The sequence below is a fragment of the Pseudomonas lundensis genome, from assembly GCF_001042985.1.
Taxonomy (GTDB): Bacteria; Pseudomonadota; Gammaproteobacteria; order Pseudomonadales; family Pseudomonadaceae; genus Aquipseudomonas; species Aquipseudomonas lundensis.
In genome coordinates, this window is sequence record NZ_JYKY01000033.1 from 19792 (window position 1) to 42936 (window position 23145).

Below are 23145 nucleotides of genomic sequence, written 5' to 3' on the forward strand. Positions count from 1 at the left end.
CTATACGTTGTCGGTAACGACGAAACCGCCTGCCTGGGAGATCGCACAAGACGCCTATCACTCCCATGAAGAGCAAGCCGAGATGTCGTGTGCGAGCTGCTCGGATCACTATCACTCCCCGTTGACCCCTGACCATCAGCACGAAACGCCACAGCTCACTTCCGCGTTGAGTTTGGCCGCGCAACCGAAGCTCTCTATGCAAGTCGATGCACCACGCTATTCCGTTCCCCGCCCGCCGATTTTCTTGATCGAGCGGCCGCCCCGTCCTTCGTTCGCATCCTGACCATGGCCGCACTGCGGCCTTTGATTCCTGCAACGTAGGATTGATCTATGTATTCGCACTCGATGAGCGGCGTTGACGCATTTACTGCGCCTTCGCGTCGCCTGCTACCGCTGCTGTTTTTATTTGTCGCATCACTTTTCCTTGCAATGCCCGAGGCGATGGCTCATGCCGTCGCCGAAGGTGACAAGGGATTCATCCAGGAAAGCTCCGGCGTCATGTTGCTGCCCTTCATCTACATGGGCGCCAAGCACATGATGACGGGCTACGACCACTTGCTGTTTCTGTTCGGGGTGATCTTCTTCCTCTACCGCCTGAAAGATGTTGGGCTCTACGTCACGCTATTCGCCATAGGCCACTCGGTCACGCTGCTGCTGGGTGTACTGACTGAGATCAGCATCAGTTCTTACATCATCGACGCCATCATCGGTTTTTCGGTGGTGTACAAGGCGCTCGATAATCTGGGCGCATTCCAGCGCTGGTTCGGTTTCCAACCCAACACCAAGGTGGCCACGCTGATCTTCGGTCTGCTCCATGGTTTCGGTTTGGCCACCAAGATCCAGGAGTACGAAATCTCGCCTGACGGCCTGATTCCGAACCTGGTCGCCTTCAACGTTGGTGTCGAGATCGGCCAATTGCTGGCCCTCAGCGCGATTCTCATTCTGATGGGGTATTGGCGGCGCACCGGCAGTTTCTGGCGCCACGCCTATACCGTCAACGTCGCCATGATGAGTGCCGGTTTCCTCCTGATGGGTTACCAGATCACCGGCCTATTTGTCTCCGCGTAAGGAATTCTGACCATGTTCAATACTCCGCTTCCAACTGTTAATGAATTGCCCAGCACTCGCAAACTGGTGCGCTCGACTGTCATTGCACTGCTGACTGCGATCGGCCTGCTGGTAACCGTGGTCATGCCTTCGGAATATGCCGTTGATCCTACAGGCGTGGGCCGCGCACTGGGTCTGACCCAAATGGGCGAGTTGAAGATCATCCTCGCGCAAGAGGCGCTGGCAGATGCAGCGCCGCCGCAAGCAATAGCTCCAGCTCCAGCTCCAGCTCCGCAGATTGCGCAAATACAACCTGCTGCGTTACCTGCGACCCAACCAGCGGCGGCAACTGCCCCAGCTTTGAAGACCAATCAAATGACCGTCACGCTCAAGCCAGGTGAAGGGACAGAAATCAAACTGGAAGTGCTGAAGAACAAGACTGTTAGCTATGAATGGACAGCGGTTGGTGGGCCTGTGAACTACGACACGCATGGCGAGCCCTACAACGGAGAAAAGGGTTACTTCCACAGCTACAACAAGGGCAAGCAGGTCAAAAGTGATAAAGGTGAATTCACCGCCATTTTTGACGGCACCCACGGCTGGTTTTGGCGTAATCGCAGCAACAACGATGTGACCATCTCACTGAAAACGACCGGCGATTACTTGAGCGTCAAACAGTAACTCGAAGCGGCGATGGCTGTTTTACTGCCGAAAATGCAGCGCTCAGCCTTACCACAGCCCATTTATTTCATCCATTTTTGAAGAGTCTTCCCATGCCCCCCCCCAACAACGCTGATTCGTTCGATGGTCCTGATCTGCTTCCTTGGTCTGATGACGGCATGCGGTGGTGGAGAGAAAGGCGCAACCTCCGAAAGCGCTGAGCACGGCCATTCACACGAGTAACACCCTAAAAAACAAGGCCGCAAATGCGGCCTTCGTTTCTACATTTATTCTTAACTCAACAACACCCTCCTCACCCGGTACTCTTCAACCTCTACAACCGTCATGCTCCACTCCTGCCACTTGAGCTTATCCCCAACTCATGACCAACCCCGCGAGCGTCTGATAGTCATCAGTTGAGGTCAGCTCAGATTATTTGATTCAAAAAGCAGCTTCAGTCACTGCGACCGCTTGCACTCAACTCACCATTAATAAAAAGGGCAATGAAGAGGCGGTGCCCCACAAGCTGCTAGTAAAGAACGGCAAAGAGGGGTAAACCTTTGAAAGGTCGACGTAGACCTTACAATTTGACCACACCACAAGAGCCGACACCCGGCTGCATAAATTGATGTGGATCAACCGTGGCACTTCGATGTGCTGTAATGTTGAAAAATCAAAACCCGCTAATCAGTACCGGAGATTCTCCATGTTCTGGTTTCGCCATCGTCAACCAACGTTCATACGCCTCGCCATCGTGCTGTGGGTGTTAGCGTTTGGTCTGGCAGCGACCCAGGGATGTCTGGTACAGCCCAGCCACAATCCGGCAACTCATGTCTCGCTGAACACCGCGCAAGATCACGATAGCCACGACACCCATGCCCTCGGTTGCCTTCAGCACTGCGCCGATGCGGCGATAGCTGTAAGTCCTTCGCTCCATCTTCAAATATTTAACCTGTCCAGTTGGACGTTTCTGTTCCTGATCCCGGCGTTGCTGATTTCGTATCCCGCCAACCCCTCCGCTTTTGCCTTTCTTGCATTACGGCGCCCTGTACCGGCCAGACCGCCTGCCCGCTTGATTTTCGTCCGTTCCAACGATTAATCCGACCTTCTGCGCGCCGATCTTCGGCGCACTGTCTGACTGCGCCAACCCGGTGCGGCTTGGTATTACCTGAGTTGTCCTCACCCTTTGGAGATTGCCATGCATGCCTCATTGAAATTTATCCTCGCCACCCTGCTCGTGAGCAGCCCACTCATGGCCTCGGCAGTCGATGAGCATCACCCGGAGCAGGCGCCGACCACGCCCGCCCAGACAAGCGAAGCAGCTACACCGATGCAAAACAATGTCATGACCGAGCAAATGCAAAAAATGCAGGCTGCACATGACAAGGCAGCCGCCGCCAAGACCCCTGCCGAGCGACACGCCGCCATGCAGGAGAGCATGAAGACGATGAAGGACAGCATGGCCATGATGCATAAGAACTGTCATGGCATGGGCATGGCCGGCAACAAAGACGGCATGGAGATGGGAATGATGAACATGATGATGAAAATGATGGATCAGCAATCGAGCATGATGAAGATGCCGATGAGCAAGTGACGCGTACAAGCCTGTAGGCAATGCAACGGCGGTTTTACCTTTGCCAATATGCCAAGGGTAAAACTGCCGCCCGTTGACCTATACGACGCATCACTAACAGCACTTCCCTCAGGAGTACAGAACCATGATGAATTCACCACATTCCGCTAACACCTCCCCAACATTTTGGAGGAGCAAACCCGGCATAGCACTCGGCATGCTGCTGGTGATCGTGCTGTTCTATCTGGCAAGAGAACACTACGGCCATATGCTGGGCTTACTGCCTTACATGATTTTGCTGTTGTGCCCGCTGATGCATTTTTTCGGGCACCACCACGGTGGTCACCGTCATCACGGCGAAACCTCAGCCTCAACCAAGGATGCGAACAGGAGTTAGCTCATGCCCACCCCTGAGCTTCGTTCAGAGCACGACCCATTACAGAAGTCTGAACCCCAACTCACCGGCTCCCATGATCCGGTATGTGGCATGACCGTCAGTAACGACAGCCAGTTCAGCACGGAATATGAGGGGCAAAACTACCGGTTCTGCAGCCAGAAATGCCAAACGACCATCAGGGCAGCGCCCAAGCGTTATCGAATATCTCAACTGAAAATCGAACAAGTCCAAATTCACCACGATGCTCGCGCTGGTTTCCGCCGGACTCGGCGTCGGGTTACTACCCGCCCATGCCGGGCGGGCGCTGCCCGCCAATGTCATTTTCAAACCCTTGGAACTGGGGAGTTGGTTGATCCGCCAGCTCAAAAAAGTGCGCGGAATGCAGCCTACCGGTGTGTCCAAAACCCTCGATACCCGTAGACAGGGTCGCACCACGCAGGCCCATTTCTTTGGCCAAATCAACAATCCATTCGCCGAGCATCTTCCCTTGATAGCGACGATTCTGTTGAGTAAAGAAAACCACTAGAAAACCTTTCATGTTCATCTCCTCAGCGCGTGCCAATCATTTGATAGGACAAAAGCCCGGCAGCGGTCATTACCAACGAGCCTACGACGTGTAATGAAATTGAGCCGAACGCCCAGAGCAGTCTGCCCTCCTGAATCAGGGCAACTGTTTCGGCTGAAAACGTGGAGATAGTAGTAAGCCCCCCACAGAACCCCGTGATGATCAGCAGGCGCCACTCAGGGCTTAGGGAGGGGGATGCGGCCAAGAATGCGAGGGCCAAGCCAATGATGTAGCCCCCGACCATGTTTGCCACCACAGTCCCAGGGGGAATTGTCGGGAACAACGCGTTTAGCTTTATACCTAGGAGCCAACGTAACCAGGCACCAAGCGATGCGCCGATAGCGATAACTAGTAGTGATTTCATCATGGTTGCATGTCTCCTCTGGGCTGATTTAGCCGAGGAGGTGCTGATAACCGCACAGTACGAGAGGGGGCTGATATGAGATTTGAAGTCACGATCCTGTCCTAAATTGGAGGACAGGGACACACCTACGCACCCTGTCCAGGGTTCACGTAGGCATCATCAGCACGAAGGCGATTAAAGGAGGAATGCCATCTCCTGTTTTTATCCTATAGCAGCGGCGCTAAGACTTTCAAGCCACCAAATGTTGATAGGCACGTACTTTTCAAGACTAGCAGTTGTGACCAGGCGGTTATCGACTGAACAGGTTTCGCATCCACAACGCCGACCAGAATACCCCACGCCCCTCGCATTGCCGTTCAAGAAATGGATCGTTTTCCAATTGATCATTGAGTCGAGGCATCAATACAACCCGCTTTGGTGTATACACCCGACTGCTCCGGGACACCTTTGTTGACACTCGACAATGAGGCGTACAACTCGACCTGTGCCTGACAATTTCCTTTTCGGTTCAGGGTTATGCTGTGAGGCACTGGGCTTACCGAACAAGAGCCCTCTTGCTTGAGTACAAGGTACGCATGTTTTTCAATTGGGCTTAGCAGGCTCTGGGTGGAGAAGGAACACCCACTCAGAATCAGCTTTTCCCCTGAAATCTTGAAGGCAAGGGGCGCCTGATTCTGAGATTCGGAGGTGGTCCATTCACCTTCAGCCCAAGTCCCAACAACCGTTTTATCCATTTCAAACGATTGCTTAGGGGATGACTCTTTTTGATCGCAGCCACTGCCTAGCAACACTGCGAGCAAAACGGGTGAAACAGTTAAGACACTTGTGAACCGGTTCATGACTTGCCTCCAACACTTGCCTGCCTTACCTCAAATGCCTGGCTGCTGGTAGCGATTGGCTGCAAGCCTTTCAGAGCGGCTTCACATCGCCTCGGCATGCCTCGGTAACCCGATAGAAATCAGTGCTGCGAGCAGCACAAAGGCGCTCGATATCCACAAGCACGCGCCTAACCCATACACCTGATAAACCCAGCCGGAGAGTACCGTGCCGATCAACCGTCCCATGGCGTTGGACATGTAATAAAAACCCACATCCAGCGACACGCCATCTTCCTTGGCGTAGGACACGATCAGGTAGCTGTGCAACGACGAGTTCACCGCAAACAGAGCGCCAAAAACCATCAGTCCGCCGAGCAACACCACCTGTTGCGACAGCCCGGTGTTCAGAGCGAGAGCAATGGCCGCGGGCAGGCCCGCCAGTGCAAGTGCCCACAAAAACGCCGCACGACCATCCGGTACGTGCCCCCGTTTCTTTCCAGTGATGTTGGGCGCGAAGGACTGCACGATGCCGTAGCCAATCACCCAGACCGCCAGAAATCCACCGACCTTCCAGAAGTCCCAGCCGAAGACACTGCTCAGGTACACCGGCAAGGCCACTACAAACCAGACATCGCGGGCGCCGAACAGGAACATCCGCGCCGCTGAGAGGATATTGATCGCCCGGCTTTTGGACAGAATGTCGCGAAACTTTGGCTTGGCTTTGGCTTTGCCCAAGTCCTTCTTCAACAGAATCAAGCTGCTGATCCAGATCAGCGCCAAGACACCCGCCATGGCCAGCAAGGCGCCTTTGAAGCCGATGAGTGCCAGCAAGGCTCCGCCGAGAAAGAAGCCGACACCCTTGAGTGCGTTCTTCGAGCCGGTGAGGATCGCCACCCACTGGTAGAGCTTGCCCTGCTGCCCATCAGGGACCAGAAGCTTGATGGAGCTTTTGGCACTCATCTTGTTAAGGTCTTTGGCAATCCCCGACAGCGCCTGAGCGCCCATCACCCATGGGATGGTCAGCCAGGCTACCGGAACCGTCAGCATCAGCAGCGCCGCGACCTGGATGCCCAGCCCGATGTTCATGGTTCGGTTCAGCCCCAACCGAGCGCCTAGGTAGCCACCCACCAGGTTGGTGATCACGCCAAAGAGTTCGTAGAACAGAAACAACGCCGCGATTTGTAGTGGGCTGTAGCCCAACGCGTGAAAATGCAGCACCACCAACATGCGCAAGGCGCCGTCGGTGAGGGTGAATGCCCAGTAGTTGCCCGTCACGAGCAGGTACTGCCGCACTTCCGGAGCGAGGGCTGACAACGCTTTCATGACCGCTCCTTAGACTGCCAGACCAACCATTTTGGCCAGTTCGACGGTACGGTTGGCATAGCCCCACTCGTTGTCGTACCAGGCGTAAAGTTTGACCTGGGTGCCATTGATAACCATGGTCGACAGCGCATCGATGATCGATGAGCGCGGGTCAGTACGGTAGTCGATGGACACCAACGGACGCGTCTCGAAACCGAGGATGTCTTTCAGCTCGTTCTCGGCAGCGTGCTTGAGGAGTTGATTCACTTCTTCGACGGTCGTGGCGCGCTCGACCTCGAAGACACAGTCAGTCAGCGAAGCGTTGGCTAGCGGCACGCGTACGGCGTGACCATTCAGTCGTCCACGCAGCTCCGGGAAAATTTCGGCGATGGCGGTGGCCGAGCCGGTGCTGGTCGGAATCAAACTCATCCCCGAAGCACGCGCACGACGCAGATCCTTGTGCGGCTGATCGAGAATGCTTTGGGTGTTGGTCAGGTCGTGGATGGTGGTGATCGAACCGTGGCGAATGCCCAGCTTTTCGTGGATCACTTTCACCACTGGCGCCAGACAGTTTGTGGTGCAAGAAGCAGCGGTGACGATTCGATGTTCAGCCGGCTTGAACAGCTGATGGTTGACGCCCATGACGACGTTCAATGCCCCTTTTTCCTTCACCGGAGCGCAGACCACCACACGCTTCACGCCTTGGTCGAGGTAAGCCTGCAACACCGCCACGGTTTTCATCTTGCCGCTGGCCTCGATCACCAGATCGCAGCCCGACCAGTCGGTGTCCGCAATCGCTTTGTTCGCGGTGACCTTGATGCGCTTGCCGCCAATGACCACCTGATCGCCTTCAGCGCTGGCTTCGTTGTGCCAACGACCATGCACCGAGTCGAAATTGATCAGGTGCGCATGGGTTACTGCATCGCCTGCCGGATCGTTGATCTGCACGAACTCAAACTCCGGCCAGTTCCAGGCGGCTCGCAGAGCGAGGCGACCGATCCGGCCAAAACCATTGATGCCAACTTTGATAGTCATGTTGTTGTGCTCTGTATCTGTTGTCAGTGAGAGTTCGACTGAGTGTCGAACTGGCCGATGTATTCAATGTGGGCTGGATGCTGGATGGCCCGCGGACGCAACGACTGAACATCGCGGATGGCATCGCTGAATGGCACACCGCTTTCGATCAACAGTTGAGCCGCGATCAAACCGGTACGGCCCGAGCCGCCCTTGCAATGGATGGCAATGGTTTTCCCTTCGGTCAGCAACTGCTGGAGTCGCGGATGATGCTGTTCCCATGCGGCTTTGAATGCTTCGCCAGGCGCTTGATCGTCTTCTACTGGCAGGTGAAACCACTCGATGCCTAGCATTTGGCATTCTTCCGGCAGCAGGTCGATCTCGTTTTGAAGCAACTCTTCGGTCGGCATCAGCGTCAGCAAGGCCGAGGCCCCCGCTTCCTTGAGGGTTTGCAGCGCCTCGAAAGGCTTGGTGCCCTTCGTGCCTGGACACGGGGTGAAGATCAATTGACCATTGAACTGTGCCAGCGACAGTACGGAATATGGGTGTTGTTGCACGGCTAAAAATCCTCAGATGGAGCGCTGATTGACACGTTTCATAAGTTCTTCCGCCGACTCTTTGCGCTCGGAATAACGATCCACCAGATAGTCCTGGCGGTCGCGAAGCAGCAGCGTGAATTTCACCAACTCTTCCATCACATCAACGACACGGTCGTAGAACGGAGAAGGTTTCATCCGGCCGTTATCGTCGAACTCCATATAGGCCTTCGGCACGGAGGACTGGTTGGGGATGGTGAACATGCGCATCCAACGTCCCAGCACTCGCAGCTGATTGACCACGTTGAACGACTGCGAGCCACCGCATACCTGCATGACCGCGAGGGTTTTTCCCTGGGTCGGGCGTACCGCGCCCATCGCCAGTGGCACCCAATCAATCTGCGCTTTGAACACTGCGCTCATGGAACCGTGACGCTCTGGAGAGCACCAGACCTGCCCCTCGGACCACAGCATCAGCTCGCGCAGCACCTTCACACGTAGATGATCGTCGGGTGCGTCATCTGGCAGCGGCAAACCTGACGGATTGAAAATCCGCGCCTCGGCGCCGAAATGCTCCAGCAGTCGAGCCGCTTCCTCTACCAAAAGGCGACTGAAGGAGCGCTCACGGGTCGATCCGTACAGCAGCAAAATGCGCGGCTTGTGGATGGAGGTCTTTTCGATACCGAGTTTGTCTGTCGATGGGAGATCAACCAGTTCGGTATCGAGTTGGGGGATAGGGTCATCAAACATAGTCTTTGTCCTGCGCAATGGCGCTCTTGGATTCATCGAACCAGCGGCGTTTCAACCAAAGGGCCACACCGACCAGAGAAATAAGTACCGGTACTTCCACCAGCGGACCAATCACCGTGGCAAAAGCGACCGGAGAAGCCAGGCCGAAGGTGGCAATGGCCACGGCAATTGCCAGTTCGAAGTTGTTGCTCGCGGCTGTGAAAGCCAATGCGGTGGTGCGCGGGTAGTCAGCCTTGAGCAGCTTGCCCATCCAGAAGCTAATGAAAAACATCACCACGAAGTAGATCGTCAGAGGGATCGCGATGCGCAATACATCCAACGGCAATTGCAGCACCACATCCCCCTTGAGGCTGAACATGGCCACGATGGTCAACAGCAGCGCCACCAGCGTCAGCGGGCTGATCTTGGGAATGAAGCGTTCCTGGAACCAAGCCTCGCCTTTACGGGCGATGAGAATCTTGCGGGTAAGAAATCCCGCCAGGAACGGCACACCCAGATAGATCAGAACCGACTCGGCAATGGTGACAAAGCTGGTCTCGATCACACTGCCTTCCAGCCCGAACAGCGGCGGCAATAGCCCCAGAAAGATCCAGGCATACACGCTGAAAAACAGGATCTGGAAGATGCTGTTGAACGCCACCAATCCGGCGACGTACTGATTGTTGCCACCTGCGATCTGATTCCAGACCAGCACCATCGCGATGCAACGAGCCAAGCCGATCAGGATCAGGCCGGTCATGTATTCCGGCTGGTCCCGCAAGAAGATGATCGCCAGCGCGAACATCAACACCGGGCCGATGACCCAGTTCTGGACCAAGGACAAAACGAGGATGCGCTTGTCCTTGAAGACTTCCGGCAGCTCCTCATAACGAACCTTGGCCAGAGGCGGATACATCATCACGATCAAGCCAATAGCGATGGGTATGTTGGTTGTGCCCACGGAAAGACTGTTGAGCCACTGCGGCCTGCCTTCGAACAGGCTCCCCAAACCGATGCCCAAGGCCATGGCGAGAAAAATCCACAGGGTCAGGTATCGGTCCAGGAAGGAAAGGCGGCTTTTACTCATGATCATTGCTCCTGTGGTTACAGCGTGCTAATCAGGGCCAGCTCTGCCTTGAGCTGTTCGGCATTCAGTTGGGAATGCGGTAAAGCCAGGAAGGCTTCAATACGGGTTCTGATCTGCTCCAACGTGGCTTCAAAAGCCGCCTCGATCTCTGCTTGAGTTCCGTGGTATTCCGAAGGGTCAGCCAGCCCCCAGTGGGCCTTGGTGGCCGGTCCGAAAAATACCGGGCAGGCCTCACCGGCAGCCTTGTCGCACACCGTGATGACAAAATCGGGAGCCAGGTTCACATGGACATCGCTGGACTTACTGAACAATCCGTCTGTCGAAATAACTGCTTTCTCCAACGTTTTTAGACTCAGCGGATGCACTCCCCCTTTGGGCTGACTGCCAGCGCTGTAGGCTTTCATGCCTTCCGGTGCCAAGTGATTGAAAACCGCCTCACAAAGGATGCTGCGACAGCTATTGGCAGTGCAGAGGAACAGGATTTTCATCGAGCGATCTCGTAGTCGAAGGCGGAATCAGGCGATTTTGCTTTCACAGCACACGGCTGCCCGTTCAGGACGGTCACCCATTTCATCAAGGCGTTTGGCATCAGGGCTCAACCAGTGCTTGTTGCTTTCCAGCACGGTGGTCAGCACTTGATGAACCCAATCAGGGAGATTCGGGTGCAGTCGGTAATACACCCATTGGCCTTGCCGACGGTCCGACAACAGGCCGCAAGTACGCAGTTGCGCTAGGTGCCTGGAGATTTTCGGCTGACTCTCGTTCAACGCGCAGGTCAGCTCGCAAACACAAAACTCTCCTTCACGGGTGATGAGCATCATCGTGCGGACCCGAGTGTCGTCAGCAAGGCATTTGAAAACAGTGGTCGGTGTCAGATGGTCAGCCATATCGTTTTCTCAGTGTTTGTTTTTGACCAAGACGAACATCTTGATGCGCTCATGAATTTCGTGAAGGGTGTGACGGAAGGCATCGGGTTTGGTGCTGGTGACCGGGTCTTCAAAACTCCAGGCCAATGCCTCACCCGCTCCAGGTAAAGACAGGCATTCCGCTGCGGCTTTATCACACAAGGTGATGACGTAATCGAAACGCTCACCACGGAATTCGTCTATCGACTTGCTACGTAATCCTTCGGTGCTCACACCGATGTGTGAAAGCGCCTCGAAGGTGCGCGGATCTACCTGAGTTGGAGTTGTGCCGGCGCTGAACGCCTCGAAATGCTCCGAATCGGTATGCCTCAGCAACGCTTGGGCCAACTGGGAGCGTGCAGCGTTGGCAGTACAGACGAACAGGACACGGGCTTTGCTGGTCATTGTGAAGCCTCAGCTCATATGCGGTTTAACGAATATATGTTTTTCCGCATGCAAGATAAAGAGTCAACGACCCATTAATCCATCAAAACGATTGGACTCCGCCGAGCACCTTCAATGAAAGCTGTGTATTAAGGCGCTAGCCAGCCTTCCGTGTCTCTTCAAATATCTGCGGCGGTGCATATATGGTTTCTGTAATGAATCTGTTACTCACCCAGAAATAGGTCGCTCCTTGGTTCAAGGACTACCTGGACGTGCAAAAGAAAATAAGAAGGTCGCCCCTAACCCGCCCCGGTCATCGAGGGCGGGTTCGGTTACTGCGCACTAGGCTTTGCAACAACCCGGCGAGGTACGAGGCGCGGCCTCAAGGATTGTCTCTCCGGTGCCACAACAAGACGTCTGACTTGCCGAAGCCTTCAAGCGATCATCGACTTCATCGAAATCCGAGTTGCAAATGCCCGTTTCCGGGAGGATCAGCTCAACCCTTTTGGCCGCATCCCAATCACCCGCCAGCGCCGCGACGACAGAGCGAACTTGCTCATACCCAGTCATCAACAAGAACGTAGGCGCCCGACCATAGCTCTTCATCCCAACAATGAACAAACCTTCCTCAGGATGGGCAAGTTCTATCGCGCCATGAGGTCTGACCGTACCGCAGCTGTGCTCGTTGGGATCGATCATTGGAGCGAGCAACACTGCGCTTTGAGTTGCGGGATCAAGTGCGATACGCAACTCGGCGAGCAGGCTCATGTCAGGTCGGAATCCGGTCGCCACAATGATTTGGTCCACAGGTGGAAGTATCTGGTCTCCCGCCTTCACAACCAACCCTTGGCCATTGCCTACAACCTGATCAATAGCGACGTTTTTGAACAGCTCGATCACGCCGTCATTCAGCAATTGGCGAATCTTCAGGCCGAGCTTTCCGCGCTCTTCCAATTGATCATTCGCACCACCACCCAGAATGCGCTCAAGAGAATTACCCCGGATCGCCCATAGCACTTTGGTTTGCGGTGCCTCCTGAATCAGACGCACCAGATCCTGTAGGGCGTTAAACGCGGAGTGACCACCACCCACCACCAGCACTCTTTTGTTGGCATAGCGATTCCGCGCACGACCCAGCACCTCCGGAATGCCGTACGCAATGTGCGCTGCATGCTCGATCTCGCCCAATGCAGGGATGCCATGGGCGCCCATCCAGTTTGGTGTCAGGTAGGTGCCCGAGGCATCAATGACAGCACTGGCAAGCACATCCTGTTCACCCGCCGGCCCTGCGACACGCAGTAAAAAAGGAGCTGCCGATCTGCCCTGGGTCTTCATCACATCCTGACCGACGCGAGTGGCTGCCAGAACACGGGTATTGAACTGCAAGTGACGCTTGATCTGTTCGAGGTCGGCGAAAGGTCGAACAAACCGGTCCAGCAGTTCACGACCCGTTGGATACTCGTTCTCCGGTGGTGGAGTCCAACCATCGGCCAGCAGAAGATTGGCCGCCTCCTTGTCCACATTGAACTGCCACGGAGAGAACATCTTCACATGCGCCCATTCTTCAATGCTGGCCCCAGCCTCCGGACCAGCTTCCAGGATCAGCGGAGTGATACCTCTGGCCAGCAGGTGAGCGGCTGTGGCGAGGCCCACTGGGCCTGCACCGATTATGGCGACGGGAAGGTGAGTGTTATCCATGATCGACTCCTTCAGGTTGGCTGATTGTTCGCGAACAGGCGCTCGACAATCGCGCAGTCGAGCCAACGTCCTTCTAGGCAGGCGTGTTTTTCATATACCCCCACTTGGCGGAAACCGCAGGCTTCGCACAATGCGAGGCTGGAGTGATTGAAGGTAAAAATGCGTGAAAGGACTTTCCAGAATCCGCGAGCTTCGGCTTCTTTCAGCAGTGCCTGAAGTAACTGTTTGCCTAGCCCCTGGCCGCGAACACTGCGATCTAGGTAAATGGAAAAATCCGCAATGCCGTCGTAACAGGCACGAGCGCGATAACTACTGAGTCCTGCCCATCCAACAACCTGATCCGTCTCATCGACCATGACCAACACTGGATAGCGCTCCATTGATTTGATGCGATCAAGCATGTCTGCCGGGCTTCGAGGAGTCGTTTCAAACGTAGAGCTACGCTCCTCGATCCCCTGGTTGTAGATGGCGGCTATTGAAACAGTGTCTTTAGTTTCAGCTAAACGAACTCGCATTGTTGGAGCCCCATTACGTTGGTAGTAACAACATTATTGGCAAAAAAAGGGAAGTTCTTCCCTTTCATTCCTTGCTCTTCACGGCTGGGCAGCACTCATTCACGAGCCCGCAGCGAATCTCCGTGGCCCGCGTAATCTGTCTGAGTAAACTCAGCGCTCCCTGCCTAGCCTCAGCTGAGAGGTTCTCGATCATCGCTCGCTCCTCTGCAATCAGGTCAGCTCTGATTTTCGCGTATAGCTCACGCCCAGCATCCGTTGCCTGGATTCGTACTGCACGCCGATCTTCATCATCCTCAACACGTGACACATACCCCTTGCGTTCCAGGGTATCGATCACTCGACTCGCCGTGCTCTTGTCCAAGAACATTTCTTCGGCCAAAACCTGAAGGCGCAGTGCGCCCCTTTTGACCAGCGTCTCGACGGCATAGCATTGGGTGACCGATACGTCGTAACAGCAAATCCGATCACGATCACGGAACTGATGGACGCGAACCAACTGATTCAACGCTTCGTATAGGTCCTCGGAATCCTGAGTCAACTGATCGTTTTTACGCTTCGTCATAACCGTCACAAATTAGTTGTTAGCTGCAACAATAATCCTGGTATCCCGAAAGCGTCAACACCGATCTCTCGGTTGACGATAACCAAAGGAAGGCGATAGCTTGTTGTTACTGACAACAAAAAAATGAGCACGTCGGTCATGACACTTCCAGAACAGATCCATCCCCCGATCAATCGCTCCAGACTCGTATGGGCGATGGGTTTTACTCAAATTCTCGCCTGGGGTTCGACCTACTACTTGCCCGCAGTGCTTGCGTCTCCGATAGCCAAAGAGACGGGATGGTCCATCACCAATGTGGTGGGCGGTCTGTCCTGGGGACTTTTGGTAGCGGGAGCCTCCTCGCCGGCCGTTGGTCGTCAGATTGACCGCCACGGCGGACGCTCTGTCCTAGCGGCCAGTTCACTGCTGCTGGCTCTCGGCATGCTACTAATGGGACTGGCGGGCAACGTTGCCACTTACTATGTCGCCTGGACGTTGATCGGTGTTGCCATGGCGGCGGGTTTATACGACGCAGCCTTCTCAACCCTGGGACGACTGTTCGGCGAAGGGGCTCGAACGTCAATTACCGGGCTGACCTTGTTAGGTGGGTTCGCCAGTACCATAGGTTGGCCGGTGATCGCAGGACTGGAAAGTTGGATCGGCTGGAGAAACGCCTGCTTTGTTCTCGCGGCTGCTCATCTCTTGATTGGGCTACCCATCCACTCGCTGTTGATTCCTGGAAGCACAAAACAACCACCCCACCCCGTCATAACAGAATCACCCAGCGCGTCCGAGCTTCACCCCAAGACCACCAATTATCTATTCTTATTGATTGGCGCCATGCTGACGGTTCTAGCGCTGGTCGTATCAGGTATCTCAGTACACCTGCTTAATGTCCTCAAGCAGCTGGGAATCGCGACCGCTGTGGCCTTGGCCATCGGCATGGTGATTGGTCCCTCGCAAGTCTTGGCACGGGTGGCAGAGTTTTCCATAGGCAGAAATCTCCACCCGACCTGGTCAGCGCGGGTCGGTGTGTTTCTATGCCTGGTCGGGTTGGGATTATTGATCTCAGGGATGCCCTGGATGGCCTTCGTGGCGATCGCACTCTACGGCGCAGGCAACGGCATCCTAACGATCGCTCGCGGCACCCTCCCCTTGGCGCTGTTTGCCCCGCAAGGCTACGGAGCGAGAATGGGGCTTCTCGCCAGGCCGGTACTCGTGGCCCAGGCCGGCGGCCCGATAGCCGCCGCATTTGTTTTGCAGAACTTTGGAGCCTCGGCACTGCTTGTCGTTATGTGCGGTTTGGTTTTGCTGTGCTTCATCGCCAGCTGGCGCCTTCCAACGACTCGACGCACTGACTAAACGTTGCTGCGGTTGAGATTCGTCAACTGCCAAGTTGTCTTCTAAACAGGCATACCGCGGACAAATCGCATCAAGCTGGGCATGATGTAAGACGCATCCTGGCCGACACCTCTGAGGGTCGCTGAAGCAAAGTTCCGTTGCTTCGGCAGACCGACAAAATACAGCCCAGGTAGGTGCTCGGCCTGCCCGTTACGATGAGCCCAATATTCATCGCCTGGGCATTCCAACCCGCTCAAAAATTCCAAGTTCGGGCGAAATCCGGTAGCAAACACCAGGCTATCGGCTTCAGTGTGCTGCCCATCAGCCCAGATCACGCCGGTTGGTGTTATCGCCTCGAACATCGGCTTACGCTCGAACAACTTTTTCTTAAGGGCTCGACGATAGATCCCGTCATCAAGCACCGGCGTACTTTGGTCATTCAACCAACGGGTCTTTTCCAACCCCGACCATTTCAACCACGCATGAAAATCCAGACCCAGTATCTTTTGTGGAAAAAACCGAATTGGCTCCCTGCTTGCCAGCACGACTTTGCTCACATGGGCCAGTTCATAAGCAATTTGAACAGCCGAGTTCGCAGCACCGACCACAACCACTCGTTGATCACCAAAGCCTTCGGCATTTCGATATTCCGCGCTGTGCAAACTGCGCCCGAGAAAGCCCTGAAGCCCTTGAATATCTGGAATGAACGGCTGATTGAATCCCCCCGTACACACGACCAGCGCCCTGGAGCAGAAAATTTCTCCATCGTCCGTTTGAAGCTGAAACAGCCCGCGCGCTCTTCGTACATGCTGCACGCGGGTGTACTGACGAACTGGCAATCTGAATGCCTTTGCATAGTCTTCCAGATAGCGTACGACATCATCACGAAGCGGGTAATGATCAGGTTCTGCCGGGAAGCGCATGCCTGGCAATGACGAGTAAGCAGCTGGAGAAAAAAGCTTCAGACTGTCGTAGTAATTGCGCCAATTCCCTCCCGGTGACCGCTCAGCATCCAAAATCAGGAACCTAAGGTTTTGCTGCTGTAAGTGCCAACCGCACGCTAATCCTGCCTGGCCTGCACCGATCACAATGACATCCAAGATTTCATTTATTACATTCATATATGCACACTCATGCACACTACAGAGCAAAAAAAACTATCCGGACGTACCTGGGCAGCAGAATGGGGCGAGGCTTTTCATATGCTGAAGAATGGCTTCGAGGCGTGTCACCACTGCCGGACCATCCACCTCGTAGAACATCTGCCTGCTGACCTTGGTACCGCGGACGATACCTGCCTCTAACAGTACTTGCAGATGCCGGGAAACAACTGAGCGTTCCTGGGGCAGTGCTTCCGCAATCTCTCCGATGTCGGCGCGCCCCAGTTGCATCACGCGCTTGAGCACAGCTACACGCGAAGGCTCGCAAAGCGCCTTGAAGAAAGCGCCATCGAGAGACTCGATTGCAGCGTCAATTGCGCGGGTTCGGTTAAGGATTCGATTAGTCATGCAACCGACTATATGTGCATATCCATGCACACGTCAACACTCTGCAATTGCACCTCTCCTAAGGCTAAAAGCTGTGCCGTGAAGGTAACCAACTCACCGAGAAAGCCAACAATTTAGGGTGTAACCCCAGGTGGTGTTGGTAAAGATTCCACCGAGAGCCAGTCGTTTTGTAGGGGTAAAAACGCTCGAAAATAAAAAGGGGTCGCGAGATAAAGTCTCGCAACCCCTTGATTTATATGGTCGGGACGGAGTGATTCGAACACTCGACCCCTAGCACCCCATCTCCTTTTTCATACTTCTTGAAAGCTTCCAAAATTTTACTCTGGATTTTTCTAAGCTAGTATTTACTTGAGCTCCAGCGGTGTTCTGCGCTACGAGAATCCAGTAACGTCCATCAAGAGCCGACGTTTTTGTGGGGGTAAAAGTAGGGGGAGTCCGTTTCATGGCCAAAATTACCATCAAAGAACTCGAGTCGCTGACTCCCAACGATGCCGGCCGAATCCTCCGGGAGGATGGCAATCTGGCCGGTCGAATCTCAGCCCGCAAGGACGGTGTGTCGGTCAGCTTTTTCTATCGTTATCGCTGGGGCGACCAGAACAAAGAGTACGCCTGCGGAACCTGGCCGCGCAAATCCCTGACGGACATCCGCAAGGCGCGTAACCAGGCCAGGGCGCTCATTGATGAGCAGGTCAATCCCAACGAGCAAAAGAAAACCGCCAAGGCACAGGCATACGCCGCTGCTAACGTAGAGGCCGAACAAGTAAAAACGACGAAGGTGCAAACGCTGACCGTCCAGGATCTGGTCAAGGCCTGGCTGTTGGATGGCGTGGCGCGGAAAGACGGCAATGCCGAGTTGCAACGACGCTTTAACAAGGACCTTTTGCCAGCACTCGGCAAGACCGCGGTGAGCAGCGTCTCCGAACACGATGTTCGGGCGCTGATCCGCGCCGTGGTCAACCGCGGCGCTCACCGGCAAGCCATCAGTTTCTTCGCCGACCTCACTCAGATGTTCAACTGGGCCAGAAAGCGTCAGCCCTGGAGGGCCTTATTGATCGAGGGCGATCCGACTGAGCTGGTCGACATCTCCCCATTGATCCCTGCCAGCTACGAAGCGGAAAGAAGCCGCATCCTTTCCCCGGCTGAGCTGTTGGAACTGCACAACCGCTTCCAGCAAATGACCGCCGATTACGACGCCCTCCCCGCGGGCCAAAAATACGACGGCATTCGACCGCTAAAGAAGGAAACGCAGCTCGCGCTCTGGATTAGCCTGGGCACGTTGTGCCGGATTGGTGAGTTGCTACAAGCCGAATGGAAAAATGTCGATCTGGACCAGCAGACCTGGTTCCTACCCAGTGAAAACGTCAAAGGTACCCGAGGCAAGAAACAAGACCACCATGTCTTCCTCTCGCCCTTCGCCCTGCATTTCTTTCAGGAACTCAAGACCCTGACAGGACATTCACAGTGGTGCTTTCCCAACAAGCAGGATGATGGGCATGTGGACGTGAAAGTGGTGAGCAAGCAGGTGGGCGACCGCCAGGCCCGGTTTAAAAACCGCAAAGCCCTTTCAAGACGGCGCCATGACGATACGCTGGTGCTAGCCGACGGCCAGAACGGTGACTGGACGCCGCATGACCTGCGCCGCACCGGCGCGACCATGATGCAGGCCTTGGGCGTTAGCTTGGATGTTATCGATCGCTGTCAAAACCATGTGCTGGCTGGCTCCCGGGTGAGACGCCACTATCTGCATCACGATTATGCCGAAGAGAAGAAGCTCGCCTGGAACCTGTTGGGCGATCGACTCAGTGCCGTTCTTTCCTCAACCTACGAGCACCCACCGATCGTGTCGATGATGTCTTTTCCAGCGTGTACCGCGACCGGATCCCTACCGCCTTCATAAGTCGGTGTCTTTAGTGCTGAGTCCTTATAGTTTCGTGGAAATCGCCGAGCGTTTTCTTCAGATCGATCCCGGCCTGTTGACGCCAATGCCGAATTGCCCCACGTGGCTATGTGAGACGAACCCACCTCAAAATCAGCATTAATCTGGAAGAGGTAACGGTGCGAGGAATCAGACTGGGTCAGTGAATCTCGGCAACCAGGCCAATTTGGCGTCGGCACCGACAATCTACCCACTGAAAGTCAATCCAAGCGACACACTTTGACGCACCCACTCGGCAACCTAGCGCTATTGGTCACCAGCAGGATAACGCTATGCCAGTCTCTCCGCGTCCGTTCACCCTCGTCTGTGCTTGCTGCTCTTGGAAGGAAACTATCCTGCCTCATAGCCATTTGGCAGCGCTCAGCCAAGACACATGTATGAGTTGCCCCGAGTGCCGCAACCCTTCGCTTGAGCGCCGAGAGGCGAGCCGTCATGAAGTTCTCAGAACCCGCCTCGATGAATTTCTCATCCTCAACAAGTGAAGCTTGAATGTCGCGACACAGATTTTCGCTCCATCGTGGAAAATGAGCAAAAAAGCCTAGGGGAAGCCGACTATGAAAAACCTGTTTGCTGTCATCGGATTGTGTGTGGTGCTGAAGAAAAGCTACGAATTTTACCGGGAGTACAGCGAACTCAAGCGCGACAGGCAACGGCCCCGTCTTCGGCCTCTTGAGTCAAGGCACCGGGCCACGATCATTCTCAAGTTCCATACGCCGCTGCTGAAAGACTTTGGTCTTATGCAACCCATATATAGATGGCACATAGCTATCCAAGTGAGTAGCATCGACGCCAGTTTGATGTTCGTCAATGGAGATGCAGAACAAGGAAGTCATCATGTCCCAAGCGAAAGACACGCTACTCAGGCTATTCGCATTATTGCGCCTGATCCCCACCGAGCCGCAGCGTATTGCAACACCTACCCTGCTCGAAAAGCTTCGAGAACGGGGCTTTTCCGTGACCCTGCGTTCAATTCAGCGCGACTTGAACCGGTTGTCGATCCCCTTCTCGTTACAGTGCAACGACAGCGAGGTTCCTTTCCGCTGGAGCTTCACCCGTGATGCGCCATTGAAGCTGGAAGACATGGATGCCTCCACGGCATTGGCGCTGTATCTCTCGGAAAGTCATTTGAACAACCTGCTGCCCCAGACTGTTTTGGCCCAGCTAGGTCCACAGTTCAGACGAGCGCGTAATTTCCTTGGTGATCTCGGCCACAACGGATTGGCCGATTGGGCGCGACGGGTTCGAGCGATCCCCAACGGAAAAACCTTACTGCCTGCTGCGATTGCTCCCGAGGTGTGGGCGCAGGTGTCTGCTGCCTTACTGGAGCGAAGGCAACTGGAGGTTTCCTATCGGAGCCGAAGCAAAAGCGAACTCAAGCAGTTTCGCTTGCATCCCGCCGGTTTGGTATCGCGGCATGCCATCAGCTACTTGCTGGCATCCGTGGATGGCTATGACGACCTGCGTCAATTCGCGCTGCATCGTATCCAGCATATGCACGTGCTCGACGAACCCGCGGTGCTGCACGCTGGCTTCGATGTCGACGATTACATCGCGAGTGGCATATTCAGCCATCGCCAGACCGACACCCAGGTGGAGTTGGTTGCGGATGTTCATCCGCAGATTGCCTTCCTCCTCGACGAGACACCACTGAGTCACAGACAGACGCTCAGCGATATTCCTTCCAACACCTGGAAACGCCTGCACGCGTGGGTACCACTGGATCGCGAAACGCTGTGGTGGATCTTCGGCTTGAACGACAACATTCGTGTCCATGCCCCGCAGGTCTGGGTCGAGGAAATCCGTCAACGAGTGAGCGCGATGCTGACGCTCTATCGGGAGGCCTAGTTGACCCGCATTGGACACCATCGTTGCTCATCCGATAACGCTTCAAGGATTACACCTGAGCAATCCCCATGGATAAGCCTCGGGAAATCCTACCGTTACTTGTTTCTCTGGGTGCCTGGCAGTGAACAACGTGGCGGCATGGCGACCAGCCAACCCATTTCATTAATTCTCAAGGAGTCTTGTCTATGAGCAACACCCCATTCGATCCGTCGAAATTCACGGTACCGAAAGCCAAACCGGTGCCGGTAATTCTGTTGCTCGATATCAGCGGCAGCATGGAGAGCGAAGGAAAAATCCACAGTTTGAATGATGCTGTACGCGATATGCTCAATGTGTTCCAGGACACAGAGAGCGGTGAGACTGAAATCTGGGTTTCGATCATCACTTTCGGTGCACAAGTCGAGCTGCATCAGCCGCTGATCAGTGCTGGCGACATCCGTTGGCAGGACCTTTCAGCGGGTGGGATGACGCCGCTCGGTGTCGCCCTCAAGATGGCGAAAGCGATGATTGAGGATAAGGATGTCGTGCCATCACGCGCCTATCGCCCCACGGTTGTGTTGGTCTCCGATGGGCAGCCGAGCGACGATTGGGAAGGCCCGTTGAATGCGTTCGTCAACGATGGACGCTCCGCAAAATGCGACCGCATGGCGATGGCCATCGGTGCCGGTGCAGACGAGGCTGTACTCGGAAAATTCATTGAAGGTACTGCGAACGTTCTCTTCTACTCCGAGAACGCTAAACAGCTACGGGATTTCTTCAAGTTCGTCACCATGTCGGTGACCATTCGCACAAAGTCACAGACGCCGAATATCCTGCCTGATGCGAGCGTCATTGATATCCAGCCAGCCACGATCGACGCTCGGCAGGAGCATGTGAAATCGGTGACACCGAAATCCTCGGATGAAGATGGAGGATATTGGTAATGGCACAGGCAATCGCAGACCCGGACGAACTCGAGCGCTTTGCGTATTCGTTGCAACAGTTCACTGATTCACTCAACGATGCCGTCAGCAGCCTTAACGGTGCATTCGCTTCGCTCGGTGACACTTGGCAGGACGATAAACGAGCGCAGTTTGAAGAAGAGTACAACGCGCTCCTCCAGCAGCTGCATCAGTTCGATGCCAACGTGACAGAGCAGGTTCCGTACTTGAACGCACTTGCCTCACGCCTGCGCGATTACTTGCAAAGCTAGGGGCGCGGGAGTCGCAATGGCACAGGTTTCAATTGGACAAGTGGAGAATCTGGAAGACCTCGTGCGCGGATTGCAGTCCGTACTCGAGGTACTGGAATCCTCATGCCGCGAACAGATCGCTTTTGCGGAACAGAAATCCGAAGAAGCTCGCGACGAAACACAGAACAGCGAGAGCTTGTTGGACAGTGCCACCCGGCAAGAGCAGGCAGTGCAGCAAGAAGTTGATGACGCTCAGGAGGCGTTGGCCAGCAGTCAAAGTGCGCTCGATTCCGCCCAATATTCGCTGTCGGCCTGCCTTTCTCAACCGAGTGATGATGATGAAACTCATCCCGACTGCTCCGATGAGTACGCTTGCGTTGCTGACTTCGAAGCCGATGTCGAGCAGGCTCAAGGCATGCTGGAACAAGCAAAAGCAGATTTCGAGCTAGCCACGGAAAATCGTCAAGCGATGGAACAGCGCCTGGAACTCGCGAGACAGGCGCAAGCGATGGCGGAACAAACGCTGGTACAGGCTCAACAGGAATGCAATGCACGGCTGGCATCTGTCGGCCGGGCTGTTGAAGTTGGCACTGCTCGGTTGACTGCCGCACAACAGGCACTGAATGCATACCTGGCGACGAATCCGTCCGCTGGACAGTTTCATGCCTGGCTGAAATGGGACCCCACTCAACAGGGCGGCCCCATCACACCGGACATATTGCGAGACCGGATGAACCTGTCGTCAGAACATCAACGGATGCTTCAGGACTATCTATACGACCGCAACCCTGGGTATCGGAAACTGGTTGACCGCTATCGCGGCCAATGGGCAGACGCGAAGGGCGACGCCGAGCGCAACATCGTCGCACGCAAGGCTCGTATACATCTGAGTGGTGAATTTGGGGAGCAAATAGCGCGGCACGCACTTGCACCTCTGGGCGGACGAATCGAGACACAAGGTCGCACGTTCGTTGGCGACGATGGACGCTACACAAAAACAGATCTACTGATAACCGACTTACGAGTCCCGATCATTTTGGGACGTGGCGAGGGCATGGGAGCTCCTGTGGGAGGCTCGCTGAACTGGTCAAGTAATCCCGGACACCATTTACGGTGCTTATGCCGCTTTTTGCTCCATGGCTATTGGCGACAGGTAGTTGTTGTAGCTGTGGAGCCTGGTGCGGTTGTAGTACATGAAGAATCGCA

At 55.0% G+C, this 23145-nt stretch carries 26 protein-coding genes, 4 pseudogenes and 1 riboswitch; of the genes and pseudogenes, 13 read left to right on the forward strand and 17 right to left on the reverse strand.

Features of this window, described 5'->3' with window-relative positions; all coding sequences use genetic code 11:
• Positions 1–330: 330 nt before the first annotated feature.
• Both TU74_RS20290 and TU74_RS20295 read left to right on the forward strand, forming a co-directional pair.
• Positions 331–1068, forward strand: a complete 738-nt coding sequence (locus TU74_RS20290) for a HupE/UreJ family protein (protein WP_048377476.1) — start codon at positions 331–333, stop codon at positions 1066–1068.
• Positions 1069–1080: 12 nt separating this feature from the next.
• Positions 1081–1728: a hypothetical protein gene (locus tag TU74_RS20295; RefSeq protein WP_048377477.1), complete on the forward strand. Its 648-nt coding sequence runs from the start codon at positions 1081–1083 to the stop codon at positions 1726–1728.
• Positions 1729–2000: 272 nt separating this feature from the next.
• Here TU74_RS20295 and TU74_RS24790 read toward each other — a convergent pair.
• A pseudogene (locus TU74_RS24790) lies at positions 2001–2127 on the reverse strand (hypothetical protein); the annotation flags it as partial.
• Positions 2128–2413: 286 nt separating this feature from the next.
• Here TU74_RS24790 and TU74_RS20300 point away from each other — a divergent pair.
• From TU74_RS20300 to TU74_RS24800, 5 genes and pseudogenes are all read left to right on the forward strand, one after another.
• Positions 2414–2806: a hypothetical protein gene (locus TU74_RS20300; protein WP_048377478.1), complete on the forward strand. Its 393-nt coding sequence runs from the start codon at positions 2414–2416 to the stop codon at positions 2804–2806.
• A 99-nt stretch (positions 2807–2905) separates the two neighbouring features.
• A complete protein-coding gene (locus tag TU74_RS20305) occupies positions 2906–3304 on the forward strand; it encodes a hypothetical protein (RefSeq protein WP_048377479.1) in 399 nt (132 codons plus the stop codon).
• Positions 3305–3428: 124 nt separating this feature from the next.
• Positions 3429–3680, forward strand: a complete 252-nt coding sequence (locus TU74_RS20310; protein ID WP_048377480.1) for a DUF2933 domain-containing protein — start codon at positions 3429–3431, stop codon at positions 3678–3680.
• A 3-nt stretch (positions 3681–3683) separates the two neighbouring features.
• Positions 3684–3866: pseudogene (locus TU74_RS24955) on the forward strand (YHS domain-containing protein); the annotation flags it as partial.
• A 43-nt stretch (positions 3867–3909) separates the two neighbouring features.
• Positions 3910–4029 (forward strand): annotated as a pseudogene (locus TU74_RS24800) (LysR family transcriptional regulator); the annotation flags it as partial.
• Here TU74_RS24800 and TU74_RS20315 read toward each other — a convergent pair.
• From TU74_RS20315 to TU74_RS20380, 14 genes and pseudogenes are all read right to left on the reverse strand, one after another.
• Positions 4024–4218 (reverse strand): annotated as a pseudogene (locus tag TU74_RS20315) (DUF190 domain-containing protein); the annotation flags it as partial. The pseudogenes TU74_RS24800 and TU74_RS20315 sit on opposite strands and share 6 nt — an antisense overlap.
• A 10-nt stretch (positions 4219–4228) precedes the next feature.
• Entirely contained in the window at positions 4229–4612 is a 384-nt protein-coding gene (crcB, locus tag TU74_RS20320; RefSeq protein ID WP_048377481.1) for a fluoride efflux transporter CrcB, read from the reverse strand.
• A gap of 140 nt (positions 4613–4752) precedes the next feature.
• Positions 4753–4814: riboswitch (Fluoride riboswitch) on the reverse strand.
• 178 nt (positions 4815–4992) lie between these two features.
• Positions 4993–5448, reverse strand: a complete 456-nt coding sequence (locus TU74_RS20325; protein WP_048377482.1) for a hypothetical protein — start codon at positions 5446–5448, stop codon at positions 4993–4995.
• A gap of 81 nt (positions 5449–5529) precedes the next feature.
• Positions 5530–6750, reverse strand: coding sequence for an organoarsenical effux MFS transporter ArsJ (gene arsJ, locus TU74_RS20330; protein ID WP_048377483.1), 1221 nt, complete (start codon positions 6748–6750; stop codon positions 5530–5532).
• A gap of 9 nt (positions 6751–6759) precedes the next feature.
• The gene (locus tag TU74_RS20335) at positions 6760–7764 is read right to left on the reverse strand and encodes an ArsJ-associated glyceraldehyde-3-phosphate dehydrogenase (protein ID WP_048377484.1); all 1005 of its coding nucleotides are present in this window, start codon (positions 7762–7764) and stop codon (positions 6760–6762) included.
• Positions 7765–7787: 23 nt separating this feature from the next.
• Positions 7788–8300 carry a phosphatase domain-containing putative toxin gene (locus tag TU74_RS20340; protein ID WP_048377485.1) on the reverse strand — a complete coding sequence of 171 codons (513 nt, stop codon included), beginning with the start codon at positions 8298–8300 and terminating at the stop codon, positions 7788–7790.
• 12 nt (positions 8301–8312) lie between these two features.
• The gene (arsH, locus tag TU74_RS20345) at positions 8313–9029 is read right to left on the reverse strand and encodes an arsenical resistance protein ArsH (protein ID WP_048377486.1); all 717 of its coding nucleotides are present in this window, start codon (positions 9027–9029) and stop codon (positions 8313–8315) included.
• Positions 9022–10095: an ACR3 family arsenite efflux transporter gene (gene arsB, locus TU74_RS20350; RefSeq protein ID WP_048377487.1), complete on the reverse strand. Its 1074-nt coding sequence runs from the start codon at positions 10093–10095 to the stop codon at positions 9022–9024. Before arsB ends, arsH begins: the two co-directional genes overlap by 8 nt.
• A 17-nt stretch (positions 10096–10112) precedes the next feature.
• Positions 10113–10583 carry an arsenate reductase ArsC gene (locus TU74_RS20355; protein WP_048377488.1) on the reverse strand — a complete coding sequence of 157 codons (471 nt, stop codon included), beginning with the start codon at positions 10581–10583 and terminating at the stop codon, positions 10113–10115.
• Between the two features lie 27 nt (positions 10584–10610).
• Positions 10611–10982: a metalloregulator ArsR/SmtB family transcription factor gene (locus tag TU74_RS24805; RefSeq protein WP_048377489.1), complete on the reverse strand. Its 372-nt coding sequence runs from the start codon at positions 10980–10982 to the stop codon at positions 10611–10613.
• Positions 10983–10991: 9 nt separating this feature from the next.
• A complete protein-coding gene (locus TU74_RS24810; protein ID WP_046056646.1) occupies positions 10992–11405 on the reverse strand; it encodes an arsenate reductase ArsC in 414 nt (137 codons plus the stop codon).
• 321 nt (positions 11406–11726) lie between these two features.
• Positions 11727–13082 (reverse strand): FAD-dependent oxidoreductase, encoded by a 1356-nt coding sequence (locus TU74_RS20370; protein WP_048377490.1) that lies wholly within the window; start codon positions 13080–13082, stop codon positions 11727–11729.
• Positions 13083–13093: 11 nt separating this feature from the next.
• Positions 13094–13597: an arsinothricin resistance N-acetyltransferase ArsN1 family A gene (locus TU74_RS20375; protein WP_048377491.1), complete on the reverse strand. Its 504-nt coding sequence runs from the start codon at positions 13595–13597 to the stop codon at positions 13094–13096.
• A gap of 64 nt (positions 13598–13661) precedes the next feature.
• Positions 13662–14159, reverse strand: a complete 498-nt coding sequence (locus tag TU74_RS20380; protein WP_048377492.1) for a MarR family winged helix-turn-helix transcriptional regulator — start codon at positions 14157–14159, stop codon at positions 13662–13664.
• A 138-nt stretch (positions 14160–14297) separates the two neighbouring features.
• Between TU74_RS20380 and TU74_RS20385 the strand changes: the two genes are divergently transcribed.
• Positions 14298–15500, forward strand: coding sequence for an MFS transporter (locus tag TU74_RS20385; RefSeq protein ID WP_048377493.1), 1203 nt, complete (start codon positions 14298–14300; stop codon positions 15498–15500).
• Positions 15501–15541: 41 nt separating this feature from the next.
• Here TU74_RS20385 and TU74_RS20390 read toward each other — a convergent pair whose 3' ends face one another.
• Positions 15542–16600, reverse strand: a complete 1059-nt coding sequence (locus tag TU74_RS20390) for a flavin-containing monooxygenase (RefSeq protein ID WP_048377494.1) — start codon at positions 16598–16600, stop codon at positions 15542–15544.
• A gap of 36 nt (positions 16601–16636) precedes the next feature.
• The gene (locus TU74_RS20395) at positions 16637–16987 is read right to left on the reverse strand and encodes an ArsR/SmtB family transcription factor (RefSeq protein ID WP_048377495.1); all 351 of its coding nucleotides are present in this window, start codon (positions 16985–16987) and stop codon (positions 16637–16639) included.
• Between the two features lie 442 nt (positions 16988–17429).
• On the opposite strand from TU74_RS20395, the gene TU74_RS20400 reads away from it, so the two are divergent.
• From TU74_RS20400 to TU74_RS20420, 5 genes are all read left to right on the forward strand, one after another.
• A complete protein-coding gene (locus TU74_RS20400) occupies positions 17430–18884 on the forward strand; it encodes a tyrosine-type recombinase/integrase (RefSeq protein WP_048377496.1) in 1455 nt (484 codons plus the stop codon).
• 873 nt (positions 18885–19757) lie between these two features.
• Positions 19758–20768, forward strand: a complete 1011-nt coding sequence (locus tag TU74_RS20405; RefSeq protein ID WP_048377502.1) for a helix-turn-helix transcriptional regulator — start codon at positions 19758–19760, stop codon at positions 20766–20768.
• A gap of 185 nt (positions 20769–20953) precedes the next feature.
• Positions 20954–21691, forward strand: a complete 738-nt coding sequence (locus tag TU74_RS20410; protein ID WP_048377497.1) for a vWA domain-containing protein — start codon at positions 20954–20956, stop codon at positions 21689–21691.
• A complete protein-coding gene (locus tag TU74_RS20415; protein ID WP_048377498.1) occupies positions 21691–21960 on the forward strand; it encodes a WXG100 family type VII secretion target in 270 nt (89 codons plus the stop codon). Before TU74_RS20410 ends, TU74_RS20415 begins: the two co-directional genes overlap by 1 nt.
• A 16-nt stretch (positions 21961–21976) precedes the next feature.
• Positions 21977–23145: hypothetical protein (locus TU74_RS20420; protein ID WP_193790973.1), on the forward strand; the 1169-nt coding region annotated here is incomplete at its 3' end.